This is a genomic window from Alistipes sp., from assembly GCF_048465635.1.
Classification (GTDB): domain Bacteria; phylum Bacteroidota; class Bacteroidia; order Bacteroidales; family Rikenellaceae; genus Alistipes.
Genome location: NZ_DBFWLF010000013.1, coordinates 1 through 14,886 on the forward strand (window position 1 = coordinate 1; position 14,886 = coordinate 14,886).

The 14,886-nt window shown below is 59.7% G+C and carries 10 protein-coding genes; 7 read left to right on the forward strand and 3 right to left on the reverse strand.

Translation table 11 applies throughout. The features are described 5' to 3' along the window. The 7 genes from ACMO9O_RS04965 to ACMO9O_RS04995 all read left to right on the forward strand — a co-directional run. A partial coding sequence (locus tag ACMO9O_RS04965) for a SusC/RagA family TonB-linked outer membrane protein (protein ID WP_418982572.1) occupies nucleotides 1-3,156 on the forward strand: 3,156 nt, incomplete at its 5' end. Between the two features lie 25 nt (nucleotides 3,157-3,181). Continuing rightward, nucleotides 3,182-4,834: a RagB/SusD family nutrient uptake outer membrane protein gene (locus tag ACMO9O_RS04970; protein ID WP_418982574.1), complete on the forward strand. Its 1,653-nt coding sequence runs from the start codon at nucleotides 3,182-3,184 to the stop codon at nucleotides 4,832-4,834. Nucleotides 4,835-4,849: 15 nt separating this feature from the next. After that, nucleotides 4,850-7,168 (forward strand): hypothetical protein, encoded by a 2,319-nt coding sequence (locus ACMO9O_RS04975; protein WP_418982576.1) that lies wholly within the window; start codon nucleotides 4,850-4,852, stop codon nucleotides 7,166-7,168. A 123-nt stretch (nucleotides 7,169-7,291) separates the two neighbouring features. After that, nucleotides 7,292-9,286, forward strand: a complete 1,995-nt coding sequence (locus ACMO9O_RS04980) for a S8 family peptidase (protein ID WP_418982577.1) — start codon at nucleotides 7,292-7,294, stop codon at nucleotides 9,284-9,286. Nucleotides 9,287-9,302: 16 nt separating this feature from the next. Next, on the forward strand, nucleotides 9,303-9,779 hold the full coding sequence (locus tag ACMO9O_RS04985; RefSeq protein ID WP_418982578.1) for a hypothetical protein: 477 nt from the start codon (nucleotides 9,303-9,305) through the stop codon (nucleotides 9,777-9,779). A 176-nt stretch (nucleotides 9,780-9,955) separates the two neighbouring features. Then, on the forward strand, nucleotides 9,956-11,143 hold the full coding sequence (locus ACMO9O_RS04990; RefSeq protein WP_418982579.1) for an FprA family A-type flavoprotein: 1,188 nt from the start codon (nucleotides 9,956-9,958) through the stop codon (nucleotides 11,141-11,143). Nucleotides 11,144-11,201: 58 nt separating this feature from the next. Beyond that, the gene (locus ACMO9O_RS04995; protein WP_418982766.1) at nucleotides 11,202-12,515 is read left to right on the forward strand and encodes a UDP-glucose dehydrogenase family protein; all 1,314 of its coding nucleotides are present in this window, start codon (nucleotides 11,202-11,204) and stop codon (nucleotides 12,513-12,515) included. Between the two features lie 70 nt (nucleotides 12,516-12,585). Here the strand turns inward: ACMO9O_RS04995 and ACMO9O_RS05000 are convergent, their stop codons facing one another. The 3 genes from ACMO9O_RS05000 to ACMO9O_RS05010 are packed head-to-tail and all read right to left on the reverse strand — an operon-like array spanning nucleotide 12,586 to nucleotide 14,816. Next, entirely contained in the window at nucleotides 12,586-13,035 is a 450-nt protein-coding gene (locus ACMO9O_RS05000) for a YhcH/YjgK/YiaL family protein (protein ID WP_418982580.1), read from the reverse strand. 16 nt (nucleotides 13,036-13,051) lie between these two features. Further along, nucleotides 13,052-14,194: an endonuclease/exonuclease/phosphatase family protein gene (locus ACMO9O_RS05005; protein WP_418982581.1), complete on the reverse strand. Its 1,143-nt coding sequence runs from the start codon at nucleotides 14,192-14,194 to the stop codon at nucleotides 13,052-13,054. A 4-nt stretch (nucleotides 14,195-14,198) separates the two neighbouring features. Further along, nucleotides 14,199-14,816, reverse strand: coding sequence for a rhomboid family intramembrane serine protease (locus ACMO9O_RS05010; RefSeq protein WP_418982582.1), 618 nt, complete (start codon nucleotides 14,814-14,816; stop codon nucleotides 14,199-14,201). Nucleotides 14,817-14,886 lie beyond the last annotated feature (70 nt).

Below are 14,886 nucleotides of genomic sequence, written 5' to 3' on the forward strand. Positions count from 1 at the left end.
GTTGCGGGAGCAACGGTGATGGTCGATGGTACACACGTCGGCACGACCACGAATGCGGACGGCAGCTTTACCATCTCGGCGCCGCGCAACGGTTCGCTGACCGTTTCGTTCATCGGCTATGTGACCCAGACGGTCGCCGTGGCGGGCAAGACCCGGGTGGACGTCTCGCTCAAAGAAGATACCCAGGCGATCGACGACGTGATCGTCGTGGCGTTCGGTACGGCCAAGAAGGAGGCTTTCACGGGCGCCGCGAAGGTTATCAAGTCGGACGAACTGATCAAGACGCAGTCTTCGAACGTAGAGGATGCACTGGTCGGCAAGATCGCCGGTGTGCAGTTCTCGTCGGCAACGGGCCGTCCCGGTTCGGGTCAGAAGATCTATGTGCGCGGCTATGGTTCGATGAATGCCAAGAACGACCCGCTGTGGGTGGTTGACGGCGTGCCCTACGAAGGCGACATCAACAACATCAACTCGACCGACATCGAGTCGATCAGCGTCTTGAAGGACGCCGCTTCGAACGCCCTGTACGGTGCTCGCGGCGCCAACGGCGTCATCATGGTTACGACCAAGCGGGCGAAGGCCGGCGAGGCTACCGTGACGTTCGACGGCAAGTGGGGTATCAACACCCGCGCGCTGCAGAACTACGACATCGTGGACAATGCGGGCGAGTATTACGAGACGCACTACAAGTCGCTGTACAACTACTACACGATGGAGCAGGGCTACGATGCGCTTTCGGCGAACATGGCCGCCAACCAGCTGCTCACCTCGAACGACGCGGGCGGTCTGGGCTACAACGTCTTCACCGTTCCCGAAGGACAGAACCTGATCGGTGAGAACGGCCGGCTCAACCCGCTGGCAAAGGAGGGTCGCAAGGTTTCGTACAACGGTCAGGAGTACTACCTGCAGCCCGACAACTGGCTCGACGAGATCTACAAGAGCACCTCGTTCCGTCAGGAGTATAACGTGAGCGTCGCAGGTGCGACCGACCGGGCCAACTTCTACGCATCGCTCGGTTATCTGGACAACACGGGTATCGTTGACGGTTCGAGCAACGAGCGCTACACGGCCCGTCTGCGTGCCGACTACCAGGCCAAGAAGTGGCTGAAGGTGGGCGGTAACATGTCCTACACCCATTTTGTCTGGAACAACGGCAACAAAACCAACGACGACGGCAACTCGCAGGGCGAGGGTAACGCCGACGGCGGAAACGCATTCGCCACGGCGATGCAGATGGCGCCGATCTATCCGGTTTATATCCGCGACGGCAACGGCAACATCATGGTCGACAAGTACGGCATGAAGATGTACGATACGGGCGACGGCCGCAACGGCGGTGCTCTGCGTTCGAACGGAGGAAAGAGCAACGATTTGCAGGATCTTCAGTTGAACAAGTATATCAACGAGGGCAACGCTTTCTCGGCCAACGGATTCGCCGACATCGAGCTTTATAAGGGTCTCAAACTGACCGTTAACGGCAGCGTGACGCTCGACGAAACCCGCGCCACGGAGGTGATGAATCCCTTCTACGGACAGTTCGCCGAGTCGGGCGGAGCCATCCAAAAGAGTCACCAGCGTGAAATCGCTTACAACCTGCAGCAGCTGCTCACCTACAACAACACCTTTGCCGAGCATCACAACATCGATCTGCTCGTCGGCCACGAGAATTACAACCGTAAGACTTACAGCCTCTATGCGAACAAGACCATGATGTTCTCGCCGGACAACAACGAGCTTTCCGGTGCGGTCAACGACTCTGCAAAATCGGGTTCTTCGATTCTCGAATACAACAACGAGGGTTATTTCTTCCGCGGAATGTACGACTACGACGGCAAGTACTTCTTCTCGGGTTCCTACCGCCGCGACGCTTCGTCGCGCTTCCACCCCGACCATCGCTGGGGTAACTTCTGGTCGGTGGGCGCAGCCTGGATCATCAACCGCGAGAACTGGTTCAATGCTTCGTGGGTCGACATGCTCAAAGTCAAGCTCTCCTACGGTTCGCAGGGTAACGACAACCTCGGTTCCACCACCGATTCCTACTATCGCTACACCGACTACCGTTCGATCGAAAGCACCGGAACCGGCGTAACGAGCGTACTGGCCGTGAAGGGAAATCCCGACATTACGTGGGAGACCAACTCGAACCTCAACGTGGGCGTCGAATTCGGCTTCTGGAACAACCGCCTGACGGGTAACGTGGATTTCTTCAACCGAAAGACCACCGACATGCTCTTCGAGCTGGCCACGCCGCTCGAGTCGGGTTACACTTCGATCTTCACCAACGTCGGCGACATGGTCAACCGCGGTGTCGAGATCGAGCTGAACGCCGATCTGATCCGCAAGAAGAACCTCGAATGGAGCTTCAACCTCAATATGACCCACTACAAGAACAAGCTGGTCAAACTGCCCGAGCAGTATAAGAACAACACCACGGCAGACGGACAGTACGACGGCCGCCAGTCGGGCAGCAAGTTCCTCACCGAGGGCGAATCGGTCTTCTCGTTCTACCTCCCGACCTATGCCGGCGTAGATCCCAAGACCGGAAAATCGCTCTGGTACACTTACAAGACGATCAACGAGGAAACCGGCGAGAAAGAGCGCATCACCACCGACGACTATTCGACCGCCTCGCAGAACGGACGTGAGATGCACGGCGACGCTCTGCCCAGCGTTTACGGCGGTTTCGGCACGTCGCTGCGCTTCTACGGCGTCGACCTGAGCGTGAATTTCACCTACCAGATCGGCGGACAGGTCATCGACTACGGTTATATGTACTACATGGCGTCGCCCTCGGGAACGTCGACCGGTACGAACTTCCACCGCGACCTGCTGAACTCATGGACTCCCGAAAACTCGGATTCGAACATTCCGCGTTTCGCCTACAACGACTCCTATCAGAATGGACTTTCGGACCGCTTCCTCACCGACGCATCGTTCCTGAACATTCAGAACATCACGCTCGGCTATACGCTGCCCAAGCACATTACGCGCAAGTTCCTCGTCGAGAGCCTGCGTATCTACCTCGCCTGCGACAACGTGTGGTACTGGTCCAAGCGCAAGGGTCTCGACCCGCGTCAGGGCATCAACGGTATCACCAACCCGTACTACTATGCACCGATTCGCACCTTCTCGGGCGGCATCACTGTTACGTTCTAATTGATAACCAATGAATACTATGGAAATGAATAAGATAATCAAACTCGCAACGGTCCTCCTCGGCTCCTCCGTACTTCTGTCGGGCTGCATCAAGGAGACCTTCCCCGAGGGTGGATATGTCACCACCGAGCAGGCAGCCGATTCGCCGTTCGCCATGGACGGTCTGGTCTCTTCGATGCCGACGATCCTCATTACCAATTATGTGGGCATCGGCGAGCACTTCGACTTCGGCTATCCGGGCATCTTCGGGGCGACCGACCGCCTTGCAGGCGAGATATTCCCCGTCAGCGGCAATCTGCCCGGCGGCAACCAGTACTACGACCGCTGGCAGCCCTATCTCTATCCCGGCAACTCGACCGGACTGGCAGCCACCGGTATCGGAGCCGAGTTCTTCTACCTGAACTATTACCAGTTCATCTACACCGCCAACGAAGTCATCGACCTGGCGGAGACCGGCGGCAAGGAGCAGATCGTCGGTGTGGCCAAGGCGTTCCGTGCGCTCTGCTACCTCGATCTGGCCCGCCTGTACGATCCGCTGCCCGCCAAGGCCCCGCTAAAACCCGAGTACGCGACCGAGCTGGAAGCCGTCAAGGGGCTGACCGTTCCGATCGTACGGGGCGGCGAAACGATGGATGAACTCGAGAACAATCCGCGCGTTCCGCGCGAGGAGATGTTCACCTTCATTCTGGAAGATCTCAACGCTGCCGAAACCTTGATGGCCAACTACACGCCCCCGACCAAGAGCCTGCCCTCGCTGGCCGTGGTCTACGGTCTGAAGGCACGCACCTACCTCTGGCTGGGCGGTTTCGACGAATCGTATGCCAACGTTCCCACGGGCAATGCGGCTTACAAACTGGCTGCGGAGTATGCCCGCAAGGCCATCGACGCTTCGGGCTGCTCGATCATGACCGAAGCCCAGTGGCTCGATCCCAAGACCGGCTTCAACACCGTCAACGCATCGTGGATGTGGGCAATGATCCAGACATCGGACACCGTGCTGAACAACCTGCTGTCGTTCACTGCACACATGTCGCCCGAAGCGATCTACGGCTACGGATACGGCGCGCAGCCGGGCATCTCGGTATTCAGCTACAACCGCATCTCGACGGGCGATTTCCGCAAGAAGAACTTCATCGGGCCGGACCGTTCCTACGCGGCCATTCAGCCCTATACGAGCCTGACCGAAGAGGAATTCACGCCGATCGCCGCCTTCGCTTCGTTCAAGTTCCATACGAACGGAGGCGAGAAGAACAACTATTCCACGGCCAACGTGACGAGCATTCCGCTGATGCGCGTCGAGGAGATGTATCTTATCGAAGCCGAAGCAACGGCGCACTACGACCAGGCCTCCGGCAAAGCGATGCTGCAAACCTTCATGGCCAACCGCGCCCCCAACTACACGGTTCCCGCTGCCAACGATTTGATCGACGAGATCATCTTCCAGAAGCGGATCGAATTCTGGGGCGAAGGCATCGTTCTCTACGACCTGAAACGTCTGAATATGAGCATGCGCAACGGCGACAACGGCACGAACGCTCCGACGATGGCTCAGCTCACTACGGACGGCCGCGCCCCGTGGTGGAACTGCGTCATTCCGCTCACCGCCGTACAGCAGAACAAGGCGCTGTTGGGCAAGAACAACCCCAACCCGACCTTCACGTACAAGTCTGTCAAATAAAAACCGCAGCTACCTATGAAAAGTTTTTTGAAGATATTCATTTTGATGACTGTCGCCATCGCCGCAGGGTTTTTCACGGCATGCAGCGATTCGGACCCCGAACCGGAAAGCGTTAGCGGCGAACAGGTCTACTTCCCCGAGAGCATAACCACCGATTACAGCATCAGCGACGACGTTACCTCTATCTCGATTCCGGTACGGCGCATCGCCACGGAGGCTGCGTTCAGCATGACCGTCCTCGCAGAAGACGAGTCGGGCCTGTTCACCATCCCCTCGTCGGTATCTTTCGCCGCCGGACAGGCCGAAGCCGAGCTTCGGATCACGTTCGACCGGAAAAGCCTGGAAGACGGGACCAGCTATCCGCTGGCGTTCCTGCTCAACGACGAAAACAACACGACGCCCTACGGCAACCGCACCCTCGCCATTACGGTCACCCCGTGGCCGTGGGAGGAGATGGGAACCGGCAAATTCCGCGACGGCTATCTGGGCGACATTTTCACCGGCGCCAAGGTCGAGATCGAGGTGACCATCCACAAGCACAAGTCGAAGGACGGTGTCTACATGGTCGAAGAGATGTTCGGCTGGCCCTACATGACCGAATTCTTCGAAGCCTCGCAGGCCGACCTTTCGGGTCAGTTCAGCTACACGCCGAGCAACATTGTCTTCGACTGCACCAATCCGCAGAACGTGACCGTGGCCAAACAGTGGACAGGTATCACCGAAAATAGCAATGGATACGGTGAATTCATGTTCGCCTCACAGGCTCCCGGCACGCTGGTTAACGGAATCATCACCTTCCCGAAGAAGGGTCTCACCGCCCAACTGGTCGGTCTGGACCGGAACTTCGATGTCAACGCCGACGGTACGTTCCGTATCATGTTCCCCGGCGCCGAAGAGGTCGACTACTCGCTCGCTGCCGCATACGGCGGTATGAAAGTAAGCCCCGAGAGTGAAACGAGCGCCGTGATCGATTTCAGCTACGGCGACGACGTTTCGGGGATCAGCTTCGTCCTCGCATCGGGCGACGTAACCGCTAAAGCCGATGAAATAGCCGAGCAGATCGCAAAGGGCACGGCTGAAAACATCCTCGAAGTCGAGGGTTTCACGGCCGGATCGAAGGCGATCTCCGTCGAAGCCGCACTCGATGTTACCGGAGTCTATACCGTGGTCGCGCTGCCGAAAGACAAGGCGGGCGAACGGGTGGCCTCCGAGGTTGCAGCCGTATCGTTCTACTTCCCGGGCATGGGCGGTTCCGAAGCTCCCGATTGCGACGCTACGGTCGAAGTGATGCCTGTCAGCGAGTTCAACCCCTCGTTGGTAGAAGAGTATCCCGAACACAAGTCGCTGGCCTGCTCGATGCAGGGAACGGACCTGGTTTCCATGAGGTACTACTTCAACACCACCGAACTGATCGACGCGGTCCAAGCCGGAGAGGTTGACGGGCTTACCCTCCAGGATGTGATGGATCAGTACGGAAGAGACCTTTCCGCGTCCCAGATGGAGAGCTACAAAAAGAACGGATACTACGGAACCATATTCCTGAATCTCGATCCGGCCACGCCCTACACGTGCGTGCTCGAGGCTAAAAACATGTACGGCAAATCCGCACTGGTCGTATCCAATTCGGCATCCACCGCCCAAGTGCCTTATTCGGGCGAACTGGTCATCGGCAAATACACGATGACGTATGTAGCCAATGCGCAAACCACATTCACCAACGTCTTCGACGTGATTCCCACGGCTGACAGCGAAACGGCCTTCTATGTGAAGAACATCGGAATCGACGACGGTTCCTCGTGGAATGCGGTCTACGATCCGCAGGCCCTGACGCTGACGCTGGACGGCACGCTGGTAGGCGAGGAACAGGATGGCAATCTCTTCGGCGGTATATTCGGATACTGGGATTCGGCTAAGACCCAGGTATACGGATTCTACTCGTTTGCAACCGACGACAGCAAGGGTGACGATCCGCTCGTAATGAGCGTGGATGGCAGCACGAAGCAGCTCTCGAAGCTCAACTGCCAGTTACAGATTCCGGTCGTCGATGCCGATACCAAGCAAACGCTGGGATATGGCGGCTTCTATCCGACCGATACGCCCATCACGCCCTACACGGCGGAGAAGAGTGCGGTAACGGCGAAAATACAGCGCGTGAACATTCCGTTCAGCAGCGTACGCATACCCGCCGCTCTGCGCGACACCCGTTTCCGTACGGCTGCCGGGGTCAGCGTTTCGCTCCCCAACGGTTTCCGCACGCTGAACGTACGGACGGCCAAATGCGAACCGCTGCCCAAAACCGGCACACGTTCTCTCAAGAAAAGCATAATTTTCTGAGCCTTGGAATAACTTTTGGATGAAACTCCACACGACCCGGCACAGTTCGACAACTGTGTCGGGTTCTGTGGTCCAATGAAACCAACCACCGGTCTCGATCGGTAAAAGCAGGATTTTAATATGATGAAAAGGACAAAAACTTTATGGAGCCTGTTGCTTCTGGCAGCTGCGCTCGCGCTGGTTTCGTGCGTGAAGGACGCGACCGAAGAGGCTGCCGGACCGGGGACGGACGACGCGATCGCCTCCAAGCTGATCTTCTCGGCCGAGAACGCCGTCAAGGGCGAACTGCTGGTCTATTTCGGCGAAGGAGCTTCCGCCAACGTCGAATCGTCGGTCATGCAGGCCACCCGCTCGGGCGGCATCGCCACCCGTTCGGGCATCGGCGATTTCGACGCCGTACTCGAAAAGATCGGGGTGAAGGCGTTGCAGCGCCTCTTCCCGATCGACCCGGACAATGAGGAGCGTACGCGCGCCGCCGGGCTGCACCGCTGGTATGTCGTCGAGTTCAACGACGACGTCGATCTGACGGAGGCCGCCCGCAACATGGCCCGAATCGCCGAAGTGAACAGGGTGCAGTTCAACCAGCAGATGAAGAAGGCCAACGTCGGCAAGGCCATCCCTCTCGTCGAGACCGCAGTTCCCGCACAAACCCGTGCCGCCGTGTTCAACGATCCGAACCTGAGCAAACAGTGGCACTACATCAATACGGGCGACAAGGCTGTCTATTCCAAGGTGAAGGCGGGCGCCGACGTCAACTGCGCCGAGGCTTGGCAGCTCTGCACGGGCGATCCGCGCGTCATTGTCGCCGTGGTGGACGACTGCGTGCAGTGGGACCACCCCGATCTGGCTGCCAACATGTGGGTCAATCCGCGCGAAGGCCAAACCGGATATACCGGGGACAAATACGGCTATAACTTCGTCGACAACACCCCGCTGACGATCAGTACGAGCGGTGAAGATCCCTCCCACGGCACGCATGTGGCCGGAACGGTCGCTGCCGTGAACAACAACGGCGTGGGTGTCTGCGGAATCGCAGGCGGCTCGGGCAACAACGACGGCGTGAAGATCATGTCGTGCCAGATTTTCCACAACGACAAGGGCGGTTCGTCCGCCATCACGGCCAAGGCGATCAAGTACGCTGCCGACAACGGAGCTGCGATCATCCAGTGCAGTTTCGGCTACCCGGCAGGCGCTGTCGCCTCCGACTCGCAGTATGCAGCAGGGGCCAGCGCTGAAAAGCAGGCCGTCGACTACTTCATGTCCAAGCAGAACTGTCCGGCCGTGAGCGGCGGAATTCCCATTTTCGCAGCCGGCAACGACCTGGCCAACGTTTCGGGCTACCCCGGCGCTTACCGCGACTATATCTCCGTCACCTCCATGTCGTGCGACTACACGCCGGCATACTATACCAACTACGGTCCCGGCTGCAACATCGCAGCCCCCGGGGGCGACGCCTACCAGTCTTACCTCGAAAGCGGCAAGGACACCTCGCAAGTGCTCTCTACCATCCTCAACGGGAGATACGGCTGGATGCAGGGTACGTCGATGGCCTGCCCGCACGTTTCGGGCGTAGCGGCCCTCGGCCTCTCGTATGCGCTGCAGACGGGCAAGACTTTCACCCGCGATCAGTTCATCGCCCTGCTGCTGACGTCGGTCAACGATATCAACCCTTACTGCACCGGCACCAAGCAGTACATGATCGCCGCCGGGGTCCCGGGCACCCTCGACCTGTCCAAGCACAAGAACCAAATGGGCACGGGTTATATCGACGCCTATCAGGTGCTGATGAACGTGCGCGGTATCACCTGCCTCCCGATTCCCGCAGGCCAGCAGTACACGCTGGATTTGCAGCCCTATCTGGGCAGCGGCAATTTGGGCATGAAGATTACCGGAATCGAAATCGCCCCCGAGGACATGGCCCGGCTCGGCATGTCGGCCAATCCGACCATATTCTCCAACAAGATCATCCTCAAGTGCACCCAGCCGGGTTCCGCAATTGCCCGCATCAAACTGCTCGCGGGAAACGGAAACAGCAACGGCATGAACGGCATGCCCATTACCAAGGAGTTCGCACTCATCGTGCGCACGAATCATGCTCAGAACGGAGGTTGGTTATAAAACAAGGACTTAGCATATGAAAAATATCAAATTGTTATTGATCGGCCTTGTCGCAGCTTTCGCACTGGGCAGTTGCAGCTCGTCCGATGACGAACCCAAGCCCACGCCCCAAACGGGCGACGGAACCGTCGTGGGCCAGTGGCACATGGTTTCGTGGAGCACGCTCACGGCCGCCGACGTCTACCTGTCGTTCACCGATGCGGGTTCGTTCGAGCTTTATCAGCGCCTGTACACCCCTGCCTACGTCCATCTGAAAGGGAACTTCTCCTACCAGAACGGGACGCTCAGCGGTAATTACAGCGACAACACCGCGTGGGGTCACTCCTATTCGGTTTCGTTCAACACGGACGGAACGCAGATGACGCTGACCAGCACGGCGAGTGCGGGCGACGTAGCCGTATTCGTCCAATCGACGATCCCGGACGAAATCACCTCGGGCGTACTCGAGGCCTCCGCACTGAGCCGCTCGGAAGAGCGGGTGCGTTTCCTCTAAGCCGTCTCTCAACGCGACATGCGCCGCAATCCGAAGGGGTTGCGGCGCATCGTTTTTGGCGGCGCATGCCCACTTTTTACAAGCTGCGGCATACGAGTTGATGGAATAGGACGCGCACCGGACGCATCGCCGGAAATTTTCGTATATTTGCACCCGTACCAAAACCATATGCACCTATGTCCGTTACCGAAATACGGCCCGGCATTCGTTATGTCGGCGTCAACGACCGCACCACCACCCGATTCGAAGCGCTCTGGTCGCTGCCCAACGGCGTCTCCTACAACGCCTATCTGGTCATCGGCGAACGCATCGCCCTGATCGACACCGTCGAGGAGGGGTTCGGCAGCCGGCTAGAGCACAACATCCGCTGCCAGATCGGCGACCGGAAGATCGACTACCTGATCGTCAACCACATGGAGCCGGACCACTCCTCGTCGATCACGGCGCTCCGCAGGCTCTACCCAGACATCCGGATCGTCGGCAACGCCCGCACGCTCGAAATGGTGCGGGGCTTCTACGGCATCGACGCCGGCACGATCGAGGTCAAGGAGGGCGACACGCTCGATTTGGGCGGCAAGATACTCTCGTTCCACCTGATCCCGATGGTCCACTGGCCCGAGACGATGGTCACCTGGTGCGCCCAGGATAAAACGCTCTTCACGGGCGACGCGTTCGGTACGTTCGGGGCGCTCGACGGAGGCATCACCGACTCGCAGACCGACCCCGACCGTTACTGGGACGAGATGCGCCGCTACTATGCGGCGATCGTCGGCAAATATGGCGGTCCGGTGCAGAAGGCGCTCGCCAAGGTCCGCGCGCTGGCTCCCGAGACGCTCTGCACGACGCACGGGCCCGTCTGGCAGCGCGAGATCCCGCGCGTACTCGACCTCTACGACCGGATGAGCCGCTACGAGGGCGAGCCGGGCGCAGTGATCGCCTACGGCTCGATGTACGGAAATACGGAGCAGCTGGCCGAGCGCATCGCCCGCGAGCTGGCCGAAGCGGGCGTGCGGCAGATCGTCGTCCACAACCTCTCCGCAGCCGACCCCTCGGTGGTGCTGCGCGACGTGTTCCGCTACAATACGATGATCGTAGGCGGCCCGACCTACAACGGAGGGCTTTTCCCGCCCGTGGCGCAACTGCTGGAAATGATCGCCTCGCGCTGCGTGCCGCAGCGGAACTTCGCCGCATTCGGCTCCTTCAGCTGGGCCGGAGCGGCCGTGCGATGCCTGGAGGAGTACGCCCGGCGGCTTAAGTGGGAGGCGGTGTGCGATCCCGTGGAGATGAAGCAGGGCTTCTCCGAAGAGCAGTGCGACCCCTGCCGCGAACTGGCCCGCCGCATCGCCGAACGCATCGGGCGGTAAGGAGATGCAAAAAGAGCCTGACCCGTTTGAAAAAACTATCAAGAAACCGAAGAACATGCTGAAAATTGCAATCGTAGGAACGGGCTACGTCGGCCTGGTATCGGGAACCTGCTTCGCCGAGATGGGAATGGAGATCACCTGCGTGGACACCGATAATCGGAAGATCGACTCGCTGAAAAACGGCATCATTCCCATCTACGAACCGGGACTGGAGGAGCTGGTCAAACGCAACGTCGAGGAGGGACGCCTGCACTTTACGACCGACCTGACAAGCTGCCTGGACGACGTGGAGGTGGTCTTTTCGGCCGTCGGCACACCGCCCGACGAGGACGGCTCCGCCGATCTGAAATACGTCCTGGACGTGGCCCGAACATTCGGCCGCCACATTAAAAAATATACGGTGCTGGTCACAAAGAGCACCGTCCCCGTCGGCACGGCGCAGAAAGTCAAGGCCGCGATCCGCGAGGAGCTGGACAAGCGTGGCTGCGACGTAGAGTTCGACGTGGCATCGAACCCCGAATTTCTGAAGGAGGGCGCAGCCATCAAGGACTTCATGTCCCCCGACCGCGTAGTGGTGGGCGTGGAGAGCGAACGGGCCAAGGAGCTGATGACTAAGATATACCGTCCTTTTATGCTCAACAACTTCCGCGTCCTGTTCATGGACATTCCCTCGGCTGAGATGACCAAATACGCCGCCAACGCCATGCTCGCCACGCGCATCTCTTTCATGAACGAGATCGCCAACCTCTGCGACCGCGTGGGGGCGAATGTGGACATGGTCCGCAAGGGGATCGGATCGGACGCCCGCATCGGCAACAAGTTCCTCTACTCGGGCTGCGGTTATGGCGGGTCGTGCTTTCCGAAGGACGTCAAGGCGCTGGCCCACACGGCCCGCGAGCACGGTTACACGATGCAGGTCGTCGAAGCAGTCGAACGGGTCAACGAGCTGCAGAAGAGCGTCGTGGTCGAAAAGTTGCAGCAGTCGCTGGGCGACCTGCGGGGCAAGGTCGTCGCCCTTTGGGGCCTCTCATTCAAGCCCGAGACCGACGACATGCGCGAGGCTCCGGCGCTGGTGATTATCGACCGTCTGCTGGAAGCGGGCGCCGAGGTCCGCGCCTACGACCCGGTCGCCATCCCAGAATGTCAGCGCCGCTGCGCCGGCAAGGCGATCTACTACGCCCAATCGCCCTACGACGCGGCGACTGGGGCCGACGCGCTCGCGCTGATCACCGAATGGAAGCAGTTCCGCATCCCCGACTGGACGCGGCTGCAAGCCGCCATGCGCGGCAACGTGCTCATCGACGGCCGCAATATATTCGACAAGGAGGAGGCCGCAGCGGCCGGGTTCCTCTACCGCGCCATCGGCAAATAGTCCGCAACGACGCACGACAAAACGCCCCGAAGCCGAAGCTCCGGGGCGTTTTCACATCCTGCGCGCAGGGTTATTTACGCACCTTGACGATGATCTTGCGCACCATCCCCTCGCCCACCATCGGCGCATGGCCGTCCTCGGGGAAGAGCACCGTGAACTGGCCGGGAAGCAGCGTATAGTAGGTCTGCGGCACGTCGTCGTAGAAGCGGATGTCCTTCTCCTTGTTGAACTCGCCCTGCGGCTGACGAAGCGCGCAGCGCTCGCTCCAGCCGAACGACTCGCATTTGCCCGAGACGAGCACCTGAATGTCGATATACTCGTCGTGCACCTCCAGCTTGGCGGCCTCCTTGGTTTTAAGCTCGCGTTCCTGGACGTTGACGTAGATGTCTTTGCCCTCCAGCTCATGGATACCCGGCTCCACCTTCGTCCAGTCGGTCGAAGCGATCAGTTCGAACGCTCTTTTCATGCGCGGACCTACGCCGTAGTAAAGGGCCGCATTCTTCAGGGAATCTAAAATCATAATGAATGTATGTTGGTTAGTGACTGACCGGTGTTTTGCGCAGCCGCACCACCACGGGGTGGTGGTCCGAATAGTCCACGTCGGGAACCTCGTACGAAAGGGTCTCCAACCCCTCCGAGCGGAGCACGTAGTCGATGCGCAGCGTGTTGAAGAAGCCACGGAACGTGTGCGAATAGCCCGAGCCGCGCTCGCTGAAAGCATCCTCCAGCCCGCGGGCCATCGTGCGGTAGACATACGACATGGGCGTATCGTTGAAATCGCCGCAGACGATGCGCCGCGTCGCGGTCGCCTCGATCACGCGGGCAATGCTGTCGACCTGCGCTGCGCGCAGCACGCTGTTATCCCGGTAGCGGCGCACGATGCTGCGCACGCGCTCCTCGCGGGCGGTATCCGTCAGGAAGAGGCGGTTGGTGATAAATTCGTTGTCCGAGGCATTGATGGCCGTCGAACGGAGGTGGTTGTTGAAGATGCGGAGCGTATCCTCGCCCACCAGCACGTCGGCCCACACCGAGCTGCGGGGCGTAAGCACCGTCCCCGAGCGCAGGATGCGGTATTTGCTCAGGATGAGCATCGGCGCCGCATAGGCCGAATCGGGCGCTTCGGTGCGGCCGAACACGGCCGACTCGTACTTCTCGCCCAGCAGGGCGAAATCGTCGCAGCGCTCGGCCAGCCGGGCGTTGAACTCCTGCATGCAGATAATATCGGGATCGACCTCTCCGATCAGCCGCAGCACGTCATCGACGCTGGCCTGCCCGGCATTGTCGTAGAAACTGCGGACGTTGTAGGTCATCACCTTGAACGCCGAGCGGTCGTAGGCGTCCTCCCCGTAAACCCGCCTCAGTTCGGGCCGGTAGAAGAGCGACACGCTGAAAAAACCCGCCGCGACCAGCAGGAGCATCACCCCCGCCCGCACCCAGCGCCAACGGATGATCCAGTAGAGAGCCAGAATCACCGTAGCGACGTAGATCGCCGGAGCGGCAAGCCCCAGCACGGGAAAGAACCAGATCCGGGCCGGGTTGACATAGGGGACGAAGAGGGTCATGACCATCGCCGCGGCGACCGCCGCCGTCAGCACGGTCATCACCAGATCGACCGTCCACCACAGCACGCTGCGCCGCGGTTTCTCGCGCCGAGAGTATTCGGAGTAGTAGTCGGACATCGGGCTAAAAACGGATTATCCCCCTTCGCCGCCACCAGAAGAGCAGCCCGAGGCCCCACAACATGCCGCCCACGTGGGCGAAGTGGGCCACGTTGCCCACCCCGCGCCAGCCGAGGAAGAGTTCGATCACGCCGTAGATGATGACGAACCACTTCGCCTTGATCGGGATCGGCGGAATCAGCAGCATGATGACCGCATTGGGATGGATCACCCCGAACGCCAGCAGCAGCCCCATGACCGCCCCCGAAGCGCCCACAAGCACCATCGGCTCGCCCATGCCCCACGCGATGGCGGCCTGGATGAGCGCCGCGCCGATGCCGCAGATCATGTAGTAGGTCAGAAAGCGCTGCGAGCCGAGTTCATATTCGAGCGTGCGCCCGAACATCCACAGGGCGAACATATTGAAGAAGATATGCTCGAAGTTGGCGTGCAGGAACATGTAGGTGATGAACTGATAGGCCCGGAACTCGAAGCCGAACATGGCCGGACCGACCTGCAGGGCGCAGTAGTGCATGATCGTCTCGCGTGCCACGGGCAGCAGCGCCGTGGCCATATAGACCAGCAGATTAATGATTATCAGATTCTTGACCACCGGAGGGGTCCGGAAATAAGCGTTTACCATCTTGTCGTTCGGTTCTGTCGGCCGCACCGCGAGGGGTCGCGGCCGAAGTTAATTTTGCGGTAAATTTACG